The sequence below is a fragment of the Lentzea sp. NPDC058436 genome, assembly GCF_042721515.1.
Classification (GTDB): domain Bacteria; phylum Actinomycetota; class Actinomycetes; order Mycobacteriales; family Pseudonocardiaceae; genus Lentzea.
Genome location: NZ_JBHXLF010000011.1, coordinates 70,338 through 84,915, shown reverse-complemented (window position 1 = coordinate 84,915; position 14,578 = coordinate 70,338). Strand labels below are relative to the sequence as shown.

Here is a 14,578-nt window from a genome sequence, read left to right as displayed (position 1 = left end):
AGCAGGACCGGTCGCGGCTCGTCGGGCGTCAGCACATCTAACGGTAACACAGGCTTGCATCCGTTAGTCCAACGTTCTAACGTTTGCAGAGTCGCCCAACCGTTGGAAGGACCGTCGTGAAGCTCGCACCTCCGTTCACCGCCGAGACCGCCCGCCTGAAGGTCCAGGCGGCGCAGGACGCCTGGAACACCAAGGACCCGGTGCGCGTCGCCGGCGCGTACACGCCGGACTCGGTGTGGCGCAACAGGTCCGAGTTCGTCACGGGCACCGACGAGATCGTCGCGTTCCTGACGAAGAAGTGGGAGCGCGAACACGAGTACGTGCTGCGCAAGTCGCTGTGGGCGTTCGGAGACGACCGCATCGCCGTGCGCTTCCAGTACGAGTGGCACGACGACGAGGGCCAGTGGTGGCGCAGCTACGGCAACGAGAACTGGGAGTTCGCCGAGTCCGGCCTGATGCGCAGGCGCGAGGCGAGCATCAACGACGTCAAGATCGCCGAGTCCGACCGCCGCGTCGACCCGAGCTCCACCGACGAGATCCCGGCGGTGTGACGAACGTGCACGTCAAAGCGTTGTGGCGCTTCCCGGTGAAGTCCTTGGGCGGCGAGGAGATCCAGCAGACCACGTTCACGCCCGACGGCGTGGAGGGCGACCGTCTGGTGCACGTGCAGGGCCCGCGCGGGGTGCTGACCGGCCGCACCCGCTACGGCCTGCTCACGATCCCGGCGAGCACCGGCCCGGACGGCCCGCTGGTGGACGGACACCCGTGGGACAGCTGGCAGGCGCACGAGAAGGTGCTCCCGTTCGGCGGCAGGCTGACCCGCTACACCGGCCCGGAGCGGTTCGACGTGCTCAACGTCCTGGTGGCCACGGACGGCCAGGTCGAGGCGGCGGGTGTCGACGTGCGGCGGCTGCGGCCGAACATCCTCATCGGCGGTGTCGAGGCCGGCGAGGAGGACTCCTGGCCTGGGCACGCGCTGGTCGTCGGGGACGTGGTGATCGGGATGTACCAGAAGCGCGCCCGGTGCGTGGTCACGACGATCGACCCCGACACCGGCGTGCAGGACCTGGACGTGCACCGCCGGATCCGGCACGAGTTCGGCGGCGTGCTGTGCCTCGACAGCTGGGTGGTGCGGCCGGGCGTGGTGAACGTCGGCGACCCGGTCGGGCTGGTGCCGACCGACGAGCTCCCCGACCGCGTCGGCGGGTGGATCGTCGGCCGGCCCTACGCCGTTTAGATGTTGCGGCGGTACTGGCCGCCCACCTCGAAGAACGCCTCGGTGATCTGGCCGAGCGTGCACACGCGCGCCGCGTCCATCAGCACGGCGAACACGTTCTCGTTCGTCTGCGCGACCTCACGCAGGCGTGCCAACGCCTTCTGGGCCTCGTCGCGGTGCGCCGACTGGTACGCACGCGTGCGGTCGACCTGCGACTCCTTCTCCTCCTCGGTGGCGCGGGCGAGCTCGATCTTCACGACCTCGCGCGTGCCGTCCTCCGGCAGGAAGGTGTTGACGCCCACCAGCGGCAGCGAGCCGTCGTGCTTGCGCTGTTCGTAGAGCATGGACTCGTCCTGGATGCGGCCGCGCTGGTAGCCGGTCTCCATCGCGCCGAGCACGCCGCCGCGTTCGGAGATGCGGTCGAACTCCATCAGCACGGCCTCTTCGACGAGGTCGGTCAGCTCGTCGATGACGAACGAGCCCTGGAGCGGGTTCTCGTTCGCGGAGAGGCCCCACTCCTTGTTGATGATCATCTGGATGGCCATCGCACGGCGGACGGACGACTCGGTGGGGGTGGTGATCGCCTCGTCGTACGCGTTGGTGTGCAAGGAGTTGCAGTTGTCGTACAGCGCGCAGAGAGCCTGCAGCGTCGTGCGGATGTCGTTGAAGTCCATCTCCTGCGCGTGCAGCGAACGGCCCGAGGTCTGCACGTGGTACTTGAACTTCTGCGAACGCTCCGCGGCGCCGTAGCGGTCGCGCATGGCCACGGCCCAGATGCGGCGCGCGACGCGGCCGATGACGCTGTACTCCGCGTCCATGCCGTTGGAGAAGAAGAAGCTCAGGTTCGGCGCGAAGTCGTCGATGTTCATGCCGCGCGCCAGGTACGACTCGACGTAGGTGAAACCGTTGGCCAGCGTGAAGGCGAGCTGGCTGATGGGGTTCGCCCCGGCCTCGGCGATGTGGTAGCCGGAGATCGACACCGAGTAGAAGTTGCGCACCTGCTGCTGGATGAACCACTCCTGGATGTCCGCCATCATGCGCAGCGAGAACTCCGTGGAGAAGATGCAGGTGTTCTGGCCCTGGTCCTCCTTGAGGATGTCGGCCTGCACGGTGCCGCGGACGTTGGCCAGCGCGAACGCCTTGATCTTCGCGTGCTCCTCCGCGGACGGCTCGCGCCCCTCCTTCTCCGTGAAGACGCCGACCTGCTGGTCGATCACGGTGTTGAGGAAGTACGCGAGGATCGTCGGCGCCGGGCCGTTGATCGTCATCGACACGGACGTCGTCGGCGCCACGAGGTCGAAGCCGTCGTAGAGCGCCTTCATGTCGTCGAGCGACGCGATGGAGACGCCGGAGGTGCCGATCTTGCCGTAGACGTCCGGCGGGGTGTCGGGGTCGCGGCCGTAGAGCGTCACCGAGTCGAACGCCGTCGACAGGCGGGTGGCCGGGTTGCCCTTCGACAGGTACTTGAAGCGGCGGTTGGTGCGGAACGCGTCGCCCTCGCCCGCGAACATGCGCGCCGGGTCCTCGCCCTCGCGCTTGAACGGGAAGACGCCGGCGGTGTACGGGAAGAAGCCCGGCAGGTTCTCCTTGCGCAGGAACCGCAGCAGCGAACCCTCGTCGTCGTAGCGCGGCAGGCTGACCCGGCGGACCTGGTTGCCGGACAACGTCTCCCGCGTCAGACGGGTGTGGATCTCCTTGTCCCGCACCTTGAACACGAGCTCGTCGCCGGAGTACTGCTCGACGGTCGCGGGCCACGCCTGCAGCAGGTCCGTCGTGTCGCGGTCGAGCCTGCGTTCGGAGTCGGACACCAGTTCGGCGATGTCGGTGACGCCCTTGCCCGCTGCTTCGAGCGCCTTCTGCGCACCGGAGAGCTGGTTGTGCGTGCGGACCGCGGCGACCTGCTCGTCGGTCCTGCGGTGGTAGCCGCGCACGGTGTCCGAGATGTCGGACAGGTAGCGGGCGCGGGCGGCGGGCACGACGGTGGACGCGGAGGTCGACGTCTTGCCGGCGACCGCGACGAGCGCGCCGTCCTCGGTGTGCAGGCCGTGCTCGATCAGGCCGTCGCGCAGGAACTGGTACAGCGCCGTCACGCCGTCGTCGTTGAACGTCGCGGCGGACGTGCCGTAGACCGGCATGTCCTCCCACTTCACGCCGAACGCCTCGCGGTTGCGCACCATCTGCCGCGCGACGTCACGACGGGCGTCCTCGGCACCGCGGCGCTCGAACTTGTTGATCGCCACGGCGTCCGCGTAGTCGAGCATGTCGATCTTCTCCAGCTGCGACGCGGCACCGAACTCCGGCGTCATCACGTACAGCGAGAAGTCGACGAACGGCACGATGGCCGCGTCACCCTGACCGATACCGGGCGTCTCGACGATGACCAGGTCCGCGCCAGAGGCCTTGCACGCCACGATGGACTGCTCCAGGCCGTCCGGGATCTCGCTGCCCGCACGGCGCGTGGCCAGCGAACGGAAGAACACGCGGTCACCGTCGAGGCAGTTCATGCGGATGCGGTCACCGAGGAGCGCGCCACCACCACGGCGGCGCGTCGGGTCGACGGCGAGCACGGCGATGCGCAGCTTGTCCTGCTGGTCGAGCCGGAACCGGCGCACCAGCTCGTCGGTCAGCGACGACTTGCCCGAGCCACCGGTGCCCGTAATGCCCAGGACGGGCACCTTGCGGGTGGTGTCCAGCGGCTCGGCGGTGCCGGCCTCGATGTGCGTGATCGCGCGCGCCAGGGCCTCGTCGGCTCCCGTCAGCAGCGCGTCGTGGCTGAACGGCTCGGTGAGCGCGTGGTCGCACTCCTCGATCATCAGGTTGATCATCCGGGCGAGGCCGAGCGTCTGCCCGTCCTGCGGCGAGAAGATCCGCGCGACCCCGCGCGAGTGCAGCAGCTCGATCTCCTCGGGGACGATCACGCCACCCCCGCCGCCGTAGACCCGGATGTGCCCGGCGCCGCGCTCGTTCAGCAGCTCGACCAGGTACGAGAAGTACTCGACGTGCCCGCCCTGGTAGGCGCTGATGGCGATGCCCTGCGCGTCCTCCTGGATCGCCGCGTCGACGACCTCCGCGACCGACCGGTTGTGACCGAGGTGGATGACCTCCGCACCCTGCGACTGCAGGATGCGCCGCATGATGTTGATCGCGGCGTCGTGGCCGTCGAACAGGCTGGACGCCGTCACGAAGCGCACCGGGTTCACCGGCTTGTGCAGCGTGGGCGCGGAGGGGGTCGTCATGAGAATAGTTTGACTTCCTACTATTGGACGTGCAACCGACCGTGGTCCAGGTCTCTGTATCGAGCAGGAAGAACCATCCTGGGGCCACCTGCCACAGGATCGCTCGCGGAGCACTTCTCCCCGGTAACGTGCGCGCATGGCCGACGTTGACGACTACTTCGCGAGCCTCGACGCTCCGGCGCGGGCCGCGTTCGAACGGATCCGCGTGCTGGCGGAGAAGTGGGCGCCGGACGCCGAGCAGGGCACGAGCTACGGCATGGCCGTGCTGCGCGTGAAGGGCAAGCCGCTGATGGGGTTCAAGGCGGCGAAAAATCACCTGGCCGTGTTCCCGTTCAGTCCCGCCGCGGTGGACGTGGTGCGCGAGCGGCTGGCCGGGTTCTCGCTGTCGAAGGGGACGGTCCGGTTCACGCCGGAGACGCCGTTGCCCGAGGACGTGGTGCGGGACCTGGTGCGGCAGCGGATGGGTGAGATCGGCTAGCGAGGTGTGCCGGGGGCGGCGGCGCCGAGCATCTCGCTCCAGTACACCCCGTATGGCCCGCTAAGCCACCTGACAACCCGCCAACGGCTGCCCGCCCTCCAACGTGGCCCCGCTCCTATCCAGCAATGCCCCGCTCTCCTCCAGCGCGGCCCCCTCCCCTCCAGCGCGACTGTCCGCCCTCAAGCGCGGCTCCCTCCCCTCCAGCGCCCTGCGCGGCGAGCCGAGCCCGCCCTCTAGCGCGCCGCCGCTCCCCACTCGTGCGCCAGCGCCGCCGCCTCCCCACGCGACCCCACCCCGAGCTTCTCCAAGATCTTCGCCACGTGGAACTTCACCGTCGACTCGCTGATGTGCAGGTCACCGGCGATGTCCCGGTTGCGCCGGCCGCGCGCGAGCTGCCCCAGCACCTCCAGCTCCCGCGCGCCCAGCACGGTCAGCGGGTCCTCGCGCGGGGTCTCCGGCGGGCCGAGCGGCACCTCGATCACGACGGTCGCGCCCCAGCCCGGAACGGCGTCCACCTCCACCTTGCCTCCGATCGGGCCGAGGCGTTCCGGGACGCGGCGCAGGTCGAGGCTGCCGCAGGACAGGGTGCCGGGGCCGTCGTCGCGCACGGTCGCCCGCAGCACCGCGCCGGTGATCTTCCAGCCGATGTGGACGCGGCTGACGCTGCCCTGGTCGTCCAGCATCGCGTGCACGGTCGAGCGGACCACCGCGGCGGCCGTCGAGGAGACCTCGGTCGGCACCACGCGGTCCGCGCCCTCCTCCGCGCCGGGCGGGCCGAGGTCCAGGCGCACGTCCCGGCCGCGCAGGACGCGCCGCAGCGACTCCGCGAGCCGTTCGAACGCGTCACCCGCCCGCTCCTCGGTCTGCGCGCGGTCGAGGTCGGCTCGCGCCCGCAGTTCGACCAGCGCGGTCACGGCCAGGTCGACGGCGCGCGAACGGGCCGTCGGATCGTCCACGTCACGGTCGCGCAGCACGCCGAGCATGGAGCTCAACGAGGCGCCGTAGGCGTCGCTGAGGTCGGAGATGGCCACGGCACGTGCCGCCGCCGCTGCGCGCGACACGGCGATGGTGGCGGGCACGGCCTCGTTGCGCAGGCCCTCCATGTGCGCTGTGACGACATCCCACAGGGCGTTCGCGGATGTTAGAGCCTCTAACGGAACGGGTGTGTCGTCGGCGCGCAGCAGCACGAGCATCGCGCTCGGTTCGGAGACGGCGCTCACCAGCACCACGACGGGGACGTCCACGCCGGCCAGGTGCGCCGGGCCCTGCCAGGTCCCCCGCTCGGGCACCAGGGAGCGCAGCGCGGCGAGGTCGGTGATCGTGACGGACGGCGACTCGCCGCGGAACTTGAACGGCGCGAACGAGCAGTTGGACAGCTCGGCGATCGCCGCGTGCGGAATGGCCTCGGCGAGCACCGCCGACAGCTGCGGCAGCGTCTCGCTCAGCGGCGCCTGGATCACCTGGGCGGCCTTCTGGAGGTCCATGACGTCGAGCGTAGTCCGCGAAGAGCAGTGCCCGGCTAGCCGAAAGACCAGCCGGAACTAGCCGAAGTGAGGGACACCCCCACTCCGCACCGTCGCTAGAGTTGACATGTCAACCAAACGACGAAGGAGCCCGAAGATGAAGGCGATCACCTACAGCGAGTTCGGCGGACCCGAGGTGCTGGGCCTGACCGAGGTCGAGGAGCCGCACGCCGGTCCGGGACAGGTGCGGTTGAAAGTCGTCGCCGCGGCGGTCAACCCGCTGGACCACAAGATCCGCAACGGCTGGATGCCGCCGATGACGCCGCCGTTCCCGATCACGCCCGGACTGGAGGTGGCGGGCATCGTCGACGAGGTCGGCGAGGACGTCACCGGTGTCGCGGTCGGCGACGCGGTCCTGGGATGGCCCGTCACCGGCGGGTACGCCGAGTACGCGCTGTCGACCGACTTCGCCCTCAAGCCCGCCGACCTCGAGTGGGACACCGCCGCCGCACTGCCGACGGCCGTCGAGACGTCGGTCCGCGTGCTCGACCTGCTGGAGGTCGGCGAGGGCGACACGCTGCTGATCCACGGCGCGGCGGGCGTCGTCGGTGCCGTCGGCGTCCAGCTCGCGGTGGCCAGGGGCGCGACGGTCATCGGCACCGCCTCCCCCGCCAACCACGAGTACCTGCGCTCGCTCGGCGCCGTGCCGGTCGCGTACGGCGAGGGGCTCGGCGACCGGGTCCGCGCCGCCGCGCCGCAGGGCGTCACCGCCGTGTACGACGCCGCGGGCCAGGGCGACCTGCCGCTGTCGATCGACCTGGTCGGCAGCACCGGCAGGATCGTCACCATCGCCGACCCCTCGGCCGCCGACCTCGGTGTCACGTTCTCCGGTGGCGGGGCGCCGTTCGGCTCACGGCTCGCCGAGTACGCCCAGCAGGTGGTCGACGGCAAGCTCACCGTCCGGGTCACGCAGAGCCTGCCGCTGGCCGACGCGGCCAAGGCTCAGGAGCTGGTCGAGACCGGGCACGCGGCGGGCAAGGTGGTGCTGCGCCCGTCGGAGTGAGTCTCCGCGCTCGCCTGGGCGGGCACGGCCGGCACGAGCCTGGCCGCCGTGACCTCCCTGGCGAGCCCGGTCAGCTCCTGCGCCGCCCGCGCCCCCGGACCGCACTGCCGCAGGTGGTTCAGGGCGCGGGCGAGCAGCAGGTCGGCCTGCTGCTCGCACCACTTCCGCCCGCCGTCGACCGTAATCCCGGCAGCCGCAGCGGCCACCACCGGCAGCGTGCGGCCGGAATGCGGGACCAGGACGTCGTCCACGTGCTTGCGCGCCAGACCGATGTCGTCACCGAACTGCCTCAGGTGGCCGGCCTGGCTCGCGCTCGCCCCGGCGGCCAGCGCGCCGAGCTCGCACGCGGCGGCGGTGATCGAGCTGTGCTTGGCCGCCGCCACGCCCAGGTGCTCGGACATGTCCACGTCGTCGCGTTCGTCCATCCCGATCTCCTGGACATAACCGTCCACAACGGACATCAGCGCGACGTTGAGGATCATCACCCCCGGCTTGGTGAGCCGCGCGAAGGCCAGTGAGAGCAGGGCGTCGGCCGCCGAGACGACCCGGTCCGCACCGAACGTCTCCCGCAGACTCCCCCGCGTCATCAGGTCCGCGTGCAGCTGTTCGTGCAGGTGCGCGAACTCCATCGCGAGGGCGACCAGAGCCACGTCGGTGTCCCCGAACGCCTCGGCGGAGAGCAGTACGAACGCGGCCGTCGAGAAGTCCTGCCGCGCGAGACCGCGTTCGACCACTTCGCGTGTTTCGCCGGGAAGTTCCTCCAGTGCGGCCCGCAGCAACGGCTCGACGGCGGCACGGGCGCGCTCCAGCACGTGCGGCGGTGCGACCAGGTCGGTGCTCGTCATGCGCGTTCTCTCAGACCCCGGGAAAACGACGCTAAACCCGCTGGTCAGGCAATCCGGGCCGATAGCCACGGACGTGTCCAACAGAGGCACGATCCGGCGAGCGGGACTACGTTGATGTTGAACGGGTTGTCGCCACCATCACCCGACCGTGATGGTCTTTTCCCTGAGAGGCTGACAGTGCGCTACACGAAGCTCGCCGGCATGGACGTGTCCGAGCTCTGCCTCGGCATGATGAGCTACGGCGATCCGAAGCGGGGCAACCACTCGTGGTCCCTGCCGGAGGAGGAGTCCCGGCCGTTCGTCAAGGCCGCCCTCGACGCAGGCATCAACTTCTTCGACACCGCGAACGTCTACTCCGACGGCTCGTCCGAGGAGATCACCGGACGGGCGTTGAAGGACTTCGCGCGACGCGACGAGATCGTCCTCGCGACGAAGGTGAACGGCCGCATGCACGACGGCACCAACGGCGCGGGGCTGTCCCGCAAGGCGATCTTCGCCGAGATCGACAACTCACTGCGCCGGCTCGGCACGGACTACGTGGACCTGTACCAGATCCACCGCTTCGACAGCACCGTCCCGCTGGAGGAGACGCTCGAAGCGCTGCACGACGTCGTGAAGTCCGGCAAGGCGCGGTACATCGGCGCGTCGTCCATGTACGCGTGGCAGTTCGCGAAGGCGTTGTTCACGCAGAAGGCGAACGGCTGGACGAAGTTCGTGTCCATGCAGAACCACTACAACCTCCTCTACCGCGAGGAGGAGCGCGAGGTGCTGCCGTTCTGCGCGGACCAGGGGGTCGCCGTGATCCCGTGGAGCCCGCTGGCGCGCGGCCGCCTGGTCCGCGACTGGGACGCCACGACCGCCCGCACCGAGACCGACGAGTTCGGGTCCACCCTGTACCTGGAGTCCGACCGGGCGATCGTCGAGGAGGTGGCCGCCGTCGCCGCCGCCCGCGGGGTGTCGACGGCCCAGGTGGCGCTGGCGTGGCTGCGGCGCAACCCGGTGGTGACGGCGCCGATCATCGGCGTCACCAAGCCCACGCAGCTCGACGACGCCCTGGCGGCGCTCGACTTCGAGCTCACCGACGAGGAGGTGCGGCGGCTGGAGTCCGGCTACCAGCCGCACCGCATCGCCGGTCACTCCTGATCCGGCAAAAGCGGAGCTACACTGCCGCTCGTGCCGAACTTGCGGATCAGCGAGGCCGCCGCGCTGCTCGGGGTCAGTGACGACACCCTGCGCCGGTGGATCGACCAGGGCCGCCTTGCGTCCGTCGTCCTCGACAACGGGCGCAAGGGCGTCAGCGGCACGGAGCTCGCCGCGTTCGCCCAGAAGATGACCGACGTGGCCGAGCCGGGTGCGACGGTGGCGGCCTCGGCGCGCAACCGCATGAAGGGCATCGTGACCCGCGTCCTCAAGGACGGGGTCATGGCCCAGGTCGACATGCAGGCCGGGCCCTTCCGCGTCACGTCCCTGATGAGCCGTGAGTCCGCGGACGAGCTCGGCCTGGAGGTCGGCAGCGTCGCCATGGCCTCGATCAAGTCGACGCACGTCGTCGTCGAGATCCCCGAGGCCTAGGAATCTCTAGACGAACGCGCTCTCACCGGTGATCGCCTTGCCGACGATCAGCGTGTTCATCTCGCGGGTGCCCTCGAACGAGTAGATCGCCTCGGCGTCGGCGAAGAAGCGGGCCACGTCGTACTCCAGCACGATGCCGTTGCCGCCGAAGATCTCCCGCGCCCACGCGACAACCTCGCGCATGCGGGAGGTGACGTACGCCTTCGCGAGCGACGAGTGCTCGTCCTTGAAGATGCCCGCGTCCTGCAAGCGGGCGAGCTGCACGAGCATGCCCCACGACGCGGTGATGTTGCCGAGCGACTGCACCAGCTTGTCCTGCACCATCTGGAAACGCGCGATCGGGCGGCCGAACTGCTCGCGCTCCTTCGCGTAGTCCAGGGCGAGCTCGTAGGCGCCGATCATCACGCCGAGCGCCTGCCACGCGACGCCGCCGCGGGTGGCGCGCAGGATCTCGGCCACGTCCCGGAACGAGTTGATGTTCTGCAGCCGGTTCGCCTCCGGCACGCGCACGTCGGTCAGCGTGATCTCCGCGTTCTCGACGATCCGGAACGCGATCTTGCCCTCGATCTTCTCCGCGACGAAGCCGGGCATGCCCTTCTCCACCACGAAACCCTTGACCTGGTCGTCGTCGAGGTCGCGGGCCCACACCACCACGTAGTCGGCGAACGTGGCGTTGCCGATCCACCTCTTGGCGCCGTTGAGCACCCACGTGTCGCCGTCGCGCTTCGCGGTGGTGCGCATGCCACCGGCCACGTCGGAGCCGCCGAGCGGTTCGGTCATGGCGAACGCGCCGATCTTGTCCATCGCGGCCATGGCGGGCAGCCAGCGGTCGCGCTGCTCCTGCGAACCGCCCGAGTAGATCGAGTACATCGCGAGTCCGTTGTGGACACCGAAGAAGGTCGCGACCGACGCGTCGGTGCGGGTCATCTCCATCGCGAGCATGCCGGTGAGGAGGTTGCTGACGGCGGCGGGGTGCTCGCCGTAGCCCTCGTAGGACAGCGCGGTGAGGCCGGCGCCGCGGAACTTGCCGATCAGCTCGTGCGGGAACTCGCCCTTGCCCCAGGCCTCGTTGACCATCGGCTTGATCTCGGTGGTCATGAACTCGCGGGCGCCGAGCAGGATCTTGCGCTCCTCGTCGCTCAGCAGCGCCTCGTAGTCGTAGAAGTCGGCGGTCAGCTGGTCTTCCAGGCGGTCCATGTCAGTTCTCCTCCAATGCCGTCAGAACGGCGAGTTGCCTGCGGTCGCGCGTCTCGGCCAGCGCCGGGTACGCGGAGGAGCCGTAAGCGTCTTCCACGGCCTTGATCAGCCGTTCTGGATCTTGTGACGGGGTGCCCAACTCCAAACCCCGCATCGACTTCCCGATGTGCCCTGCGAGGTGCCGGTACCCGCCGGGGCCGCCACCGAGGTGCGCGCCGAGGAACGGCCCGACGGTCGCCCAGCGCAGCCCGAGCGAGTTCGTGACGACCGCGTCGAGGTCCTCCGGCGTGACGACCCCCTGTTCGACCAGGTAGGCGGCTTCGCGGGAGAGCGCGGCCTGCAGGCGGTTGCCGACGAAGCCGGGGATCTCCTTGCGTTCGACGACCGGCGTGCGGCCGAGCGACCGGTAGAACCCGACGGCCCTGGTCACGGACTCCTCGCTGGTCTGCTCGCCCGGCACGACCTCGACCAGCGGGATCACGTGCGGCGGGTTGAACGGGTGTCCGATCAGGACACGTGAGCCGTCGATGCCCTTCGTGAACGCGGTCGACGGGATCGCGGACGACGAGCTGAGCAGCAGGGCGTGCTCGGGTGCCTCGCGGACCAACTCGGCGAACAGGGTCTTCTTGAACTCCAGGTCCTCAGGACCGTTCTCCTGCACGAAGTCCGCGTCCCGCACGGCTTCGGCGACGTTCCGCGCGATCTGCACGCCGTCGGGGACGACCAGGTCCGGACGGGGATCGACGACGCGCACGGTCAGGCCGTGCTCGGAGAACAGGCGGGCCCACGACAGGCCGATCACCCCGGCCCCGACGACTGCGACGGTCTTCATGCTTCCTCCAAGTAGTTGTGGACCGGCTTGGCGGGAGCGAGCGTCAGGTCGGTGATGACGTGGCTGGCGGACACGACCTCCAGCACGGGGAGGTCGGCGAGCGGCGCGAGGACGTGCTGGAACAGCTGCAGGCGCGCGGGGCCGGTGTAGGCGGCCTTGACCACGACGTCCGTGATCTCCGTGCGCACGAGCTCCTGCACCCGCGGCGAACCGTCATAGTCAGGGATCGTCTTCAGCATGAAGGTCGGAACCGTGATCTCCGCCTCAGCCTGACGGGTGTCCAGTTCGTACTGCTTGTAACCCATCGTGGCGGTGGCCACCCGGATGGTGCCGTAGTCGAGCGTGCCGACGAGGGCACCGTGGTCGGCGTAGAGCTTCGGCGAACCCATGACCTTCGGGTAGGCGCTGACCTCGCGCCCGGACGCGGTGGCGGCGAAGCTGTCGAGGTACATGGCGTGCAGGTACTCGCCGCGTTCGCCGTCGAAGACGACCGGGATCGCCTGGCCCGCCTCGGTGTACGGACCGTAACCGGTGACGTCGTTCATCTTCATGACCTCGAACCGGACGAGCGGCTCGTCGATCTTCAGCGGCTGCGGGACGACGGCCCGCAGCGCCTCGGGATCGGTCCGGTAGACGATGTTCAGGTACTCGCGGTCGAAGAACCGCGGCCGCACCGCCGGGAACGCGGGAGCGGTGAGGGGTGTGGTGCCCAGCATGTCAGCGTCCTGTCCACTGTGGAGCGCGGCGCTCGGCGAAGGCGGTCATGCCCTCGCGGACGTCGGCGGTGGTCATCAGGCGAGCGCTCTCGGCGCGTTGCGCGGTCCAGGGGTCCTGGGAGCGCACGACGTTCTTGACGGCGGCGAGCGCCAGCGGTGCGTTCAGGGCGATCTGTTCCGCGAGCCGGAGAGCGATCGCGGTGGTCTCCCCGTTCGGCACGACCCGGTTGGCGATGCCCAGCGCGCCCGCGCGGACGCCGTCGACCGGTTCGCCGGTCAGCAGGATCTCCATCGCTAGGTGGTGCGGGATCCGTTGCGGCAGGCGGACGACTCCCCCGGCGGCGGCGATCAGGCCGCGCTTCACCTCCGGCAGTCCGAACCGGGCGTCCTCGGCCGCGACGATCAGGTCGCAGGCCAGGGCCAGTTCGAACCCGCCGCCCAGCGCGTAACCCTCGACGGCGGCGATCAACGGCTTGGTCAGCGCGGCCTCGGTGAGACCACCGAGCCCGCGGTCGCCGACCACCGGCGACTCGCCCTTGAGCGCTGCCTTGAGGTCCATGCCGGCGCTGAACGTGCCGCCCGCTCCGGTGAGCACGCCCACGCGCAGGTCCGGTGTGGACTCCAGCTCGTCCAGCGCGGCGGAGAGCTTCGTCGCGACGGCCGCGTTGACGGCGTTGCGGGCCTCCGGCCGGTCGATCGTGATCAGCAGCGTCGAGCCGACTCGTTCGGTGCGGACCTCGTTCATGCCAACTCCTTCAGCACTTCTGCGGTGTCCGCGCCGGGCAGCGGGGCCAGGCGGCGGACGGTGGCGGGCGTGGCGGAGAACCGGACGGGGATGCCGATCGAGCGGACGGCGCCCTCGCTCGGGTGCTGGACCTCGTCGAGCAGGTGGCCGTCGCGGACGTACGGGTCCTCGTGCGCCTTGTCCAACTCCAGCACGGGCCCGAACGGGATGCTGTGCTTCGCACACACCTCGGCCCAGTCCTCGCTGGTCAAAGCTGGTGCACACGCGTCGACCAGACCCATCAGGTCGTCGCTGTCGCCGGGATCGATCCGCTCACCGGCCACCCGCGGGTCCTCGACCAGGTCGGGACGGCCAGCGGCGGCGAAGAAGTCGCGGAAGTTCTGCGGGTTGTAGGGCACGACGCACGCGAGCCCGTCCTTGGTGTGCACGGCGTGGTGACCCTTGGCCATCGACAGGTTGAAGCCCGTCGGTCCCTCCTCCGGCACGAACGCGTGCCCGGAGAGGTGCTCGACCAGGTTGAACGCGATCATCGTGTCGGCCATGGGGATCTCGACCCGCTGGCCCTCACCGGTGTTGTTCCGGTGCACCAGCGCGGCGAGCACGCTGTAGACGATGGTCAGCGCCGACACCTTGTCGCCGATGATCGTCGGCAGGTAGACGGGCCTGCCGATCGCGCGGTTGGCGATGTCGACCAGCCCGGACGCGCCCTGGATCGTCTCGTCGTAGGCGGCGGTGCCGGCGCGGTCGGAGTCGCCGCGGAAGCCCTGGGCGTGGGCGTAGACCAGGCCGCGGTTGCGCTCGGCGACGTCGGTGTAGTTCATGCCGAGCCTGCTCAGCGCGCCGGGACGCATGTTGGTGATCAGCACGTCGGCCGTGTCGATCAGCCTGAGTGCCTTCTCGCGGTCGTCCTCGTCCTTGAGGTTCAGCGCGATGCTGCGCTTGTTCCGGTTGACGTTGAGGCTCAACGGGGTCATGCCCGGCGTGGTGCGGTAGCGGCCGTTGCGGACGGTGTCCACAGGCGACTCGATCTTGATCACGTCGGCGCCGAGGTCTCCGAGGATCTGGGCCGCGTACGGGCCCATCACCACGGTCGAGAGGTCGATCACCCGCACGCCGTCCAGCGGACCGGCGGTGATGTCCTTCATCGTTCGTCCTTTCGCACCTGTTCGTTCCTGCACCACCGAAGTTAGTGAGAACCGCGAGAAAGGGAACGAT

At 69.7% G+C, this 14,578-nt stretch carries 14 protein-coding genes; 6 read left to right on the top strand and 8 right to left on the bottom strand.

Features of this window, described 5'->3' with window-relative positions; all coding sequences use genetic code 11:
• Window positions 1-116 precede the first annotated feature (116 nt).
• Together ACFWN2_RS31210 and ACFWN2_RS31205 are read left to right on the top strand one after the other, a co-directional pair.
• Complete coding sequence (locus tag ACFWN2_RS31210) at window positions 117-551, top strand: nuclear transport factor 2 family protein (RefSeq protein WP_382433505.1); 435 nt, start codon at window positions 117-119, stop codon at window positions 549-551.
• The gene (locus ACFWN2_RS31205) at window positions 548-1,237 is read left to right on the top strand and encodes an MOSC domain-containing protein (protein ID WP_382433503.1); all 690 of its coding nucleotides are present in this window, start codon (window positions 548-550) and stop codon (window positions 1,235-1,237) included. Before ACFWN2_RS31210 ends, ACFWN2_RS31205 begins: the two co-directional genes overlap by 4 nt.
• On the opposite strand, the gene icmF is transcribed toward ACFWN2_RS31205, so the two are convergent.
• Window positions 1,234-4,452, bottom strand: coding sequence for a fused isobutyryl-CoA mutase/GTPase IcmF (gene icmF / locus ACFWN2_RS31200; RefSeq protein ID WP_382433501.1), 3,219 nt, complete (start codon window positions 4,450-4,452; stop codon window positions 1,234-1,236). The genes ACFWN2_RS31205 and icmF overlap by 4 nt on opposite strands.
• Window positions 4,453-4,588: 136 nt before the next feature.
• On the opposite strand from icmF, the gene ACFWN2_RS31195 reads away from it, so the two are divergent.
• Window positions 4,589-4,930 carry an iron chaperone gene (locus ACFWN2_RS31195; protein WP_382433499.1) on the top strand — a complete coding sequence of 114 codons (342 nt, stop codon included), beginning with the start codon at window positions 4,589-4,591 and terminating at the stop codon, window positions 4,928-4,930.
• Window positions 4,931-5,163: 233 nt separating this feature from the next.
• Here the strand turns inward: ACFWN2_RS31195 and ACFWN2_RS31190 are convergent, their stop codons facing one another.
• A complete protein-coding gene (locus tag ACFWN2_RS31190; protein ID WP_382433497.1) occupies window positions 5,164-6,414 on the bottom strand; it encodes a LuxR C-terminal-related transcriptional regulator in 1,251 nt (416 codons plus the stop codon).
• 136 nt (window positions 6,415-6,550) lie between these two features.
• Between ACFWN2_RS31190 and ACFWN2_RS31185 the strand changes: the two genes are divergently transcribed.
• Window positions 6,551-7,456, top strand: a complete 906-nt coding sequence (locus ACFWN2_RS31185) for an NADP-dependent oxidoreductase (RefSeq protein WP_382433495.1) — start codon at window positions 6,551-6,553, stop codon at window positions 7,454-7,456.
• Here the strand turns inward: ACFWN2_RS31185 and ACFWN2_RS31180 are convergent.
• A complete protein-coding gene (locus ACFWN2_RS31180) occupies window positions 7,396-8,301 on the bottom strand; it encodes a polyprenyl synthetase family protein (RefSeq protein WP_382433493.1) in 906 nt (301 codons plus the stop codon). The genes ACFWN2_RS31185 and ACFWN2_RS31180 overlap by 61 nt on opposite strands.
• 177 nt (window positions 8,302-8,478) lie before the next feature.
• Here ACFWN2_RS31180 and ACFWN2_RS31175 point away from each other — a divergent pair, with 177 nt between their 5' ends.
• Together ACFWN2_RS31175 and ACFWN2_RS31170 are read left to right on the top strand one after the other, a co-directional pair.
• Window positions 8,479-9,444, top strand: a complete 966-nt coding sequence (locus tag ACFWN2_RS31175; RefSeq protein ID WP_382433491.1) for an aldo/keto reductase — start codon at window positions 8,479-8,481, stop codon at window positions 9,442-9,444.
• 30 nt (window positions 9,445-9,474) lie between these two features.
• Complete coding sequence (locus tag ACFWN2_RS31170) at window positions 9,475-9,873, top strand: molybdopterin-binding protein (protein ID WP_382433489.1); 399 nt, start codon at window positions 9,475-9,477, stop codon at window positions 9,871-9,873.
• Between the two features lie 6 nt (window positions 9,874-9,879).
• Here the strand turns inward: ACFWN2_RS31170 and ACFWN2_RS31165 are convergent, their stop codons facing one another.
• Genes ACFWN2_RS31165 through ACFWN2_RS31145 form a run of 5 tightly spaced genes read right to left on the bottom strand, consistent with a single transcriptional unit; the run spans window position 9,880 to window position 14,508 of the window.
• On the bottom strand, window positions 9,880-11,070 hold the full coding sequence (locus ACFWN2_RS31165) for an acyl-CoA dehydrogenase family protein (protein ID WP_382433487.1): 1,191 nt from the start codon (window positions 11,068-11,070) through the stop codon (window positions 9,880-9,882).
• A gap of 1 nt (window position 11,071) precedes the next feature.
• Window positions 11,072-11,902, bottom strand: a complete 831-nt coding sequence (locus ACFWN2_RS31160; protein WP_382433485.1) for a 3-hydroxyacyl-CoA dehydrogenase NAD-binding domain-containing protein — start codon at window positions 11,900-11,902, stop codon at window positions 11,072-11,074.
• The gene (locus tag ACFWN2_RS31155; protein WP_382433483.1) at window positions 11,899-12,618 is read right to left on the bottom strand and encodes an acetoacetate decarboxylase; all 720 of its coding nucleotides are present in this window, start codon (window positions 12,616-12,618) and stop codon (window positions 11,899-11,901) included. Before ACFWN2_RS31155 ends, ACFWN2_RS31160 begins: the two co-directional genes overlap by 4 nt.
• A gap of 1 nt (window position 12,619) precedes the next feature.
• A complete protein-coding gene (locus ACFWN2_RS31150) occupies window positions 12,620-13,363 on the bottom strand; it encodes a crotonase/enoyl-CoA hydratase family protein (RefSeq protein ID WP_382433481.1) in 744 nt (247 codons plus the stop codon).
• Window positions 13,360-14,508, bottom strand: a complete 1,149-nt coding sequence (locus tag ACFWN2_RS31145; RefSeq protein WP_382433479.1) for a CaiB/BaiF CoA transferase family protein — start codon at window positions 14,506-14,508, stop codon at window positions 13,360-13,362. Before ACFWN2_RS31145 ends, ACFWN2_RS31150 begins: the two co-directional genes overlap by 4 nt.
• Window positions 14,509-14,578: the final 70 nt, after the last annotated feature.

Excerpts from the sequence above, each read along its gene's own strand:
- icmF (WP_382433501.1), bottom strand. The coding sequence starts at position 4,452 with ATGACGACCCCCTCCGCGCCCACGCTGCACAAGCCGGTGAACCCGGTG.
- ACFWN2_RS31195 (WP_382433499.1), top strand. The coding sequence starts at position 4,589 with ATGGCCGACGTTGACGACTACTTCGCGAGCCTCGACGCTCCGGCGCGG.
- ACFWN2_RS31190 (WP_382433497.1), bottom strand. The coding sequence starts at position 6,414 with ATGGACCTCCAGAAGGCCGCCCAGGTGATCCAGGCGCCGCTGAGCGAG.
- ACFWN2_RS31185 (WP_382433495.1), top strand. The coding sequence starts at position 6,551 with ATGAAGGCGATCACCTACAGCGAGTTCGGCGGACCCGAGGTGCTGGGC.
- ACFWN2_RS31180 (WP_382433493.1), bottom strand. The coding sequence starts at position 8,301 with ATGACGAGCACCGACCTGGTCGCACCGCCGCACGTGCTGGAGCGCGCC.
- ACFWN2_RS31165 (WP_382433487.1), bottom strand. The coding sequence starts at position 11,070 with ATGGACCGCCTGGAAGACCAGCTGACCGCCGACTTCTACGACTACGAG.
- ACFWN2_RS31160 (WP_382433485.1), bottom strand. The coding sequence starts at position 11,902 with ATGAAGACCGTCGCAGTCGTCGGGGCCGGGGTGATCGGCCTGTCGTGG.
- ACFWN2_RS31155 (WP_382433483.1), bottom strand. The coding sequence starts at position 12,618 with ATGCTGGGCACCACACCCCTCACCGCTCCCGCGTTCCCGGCGGTGCGG.
- ACFWN2_RS31150 (WP_382433481.1), bottom strand. The coding sequence starts at position 13,363 with ATGAACGAGGTCCGCACCGAACGAGTCGGCTCGACGCTGCTGATCACG.
- ACFWN2_RS31145 (WP_382433479.1), bottom strand. The coding sequence starts at position 14,508 with ATGAAGGACATCACCGCCGGTCCGCTGGACGGCGTGCGGGTGATCGAC.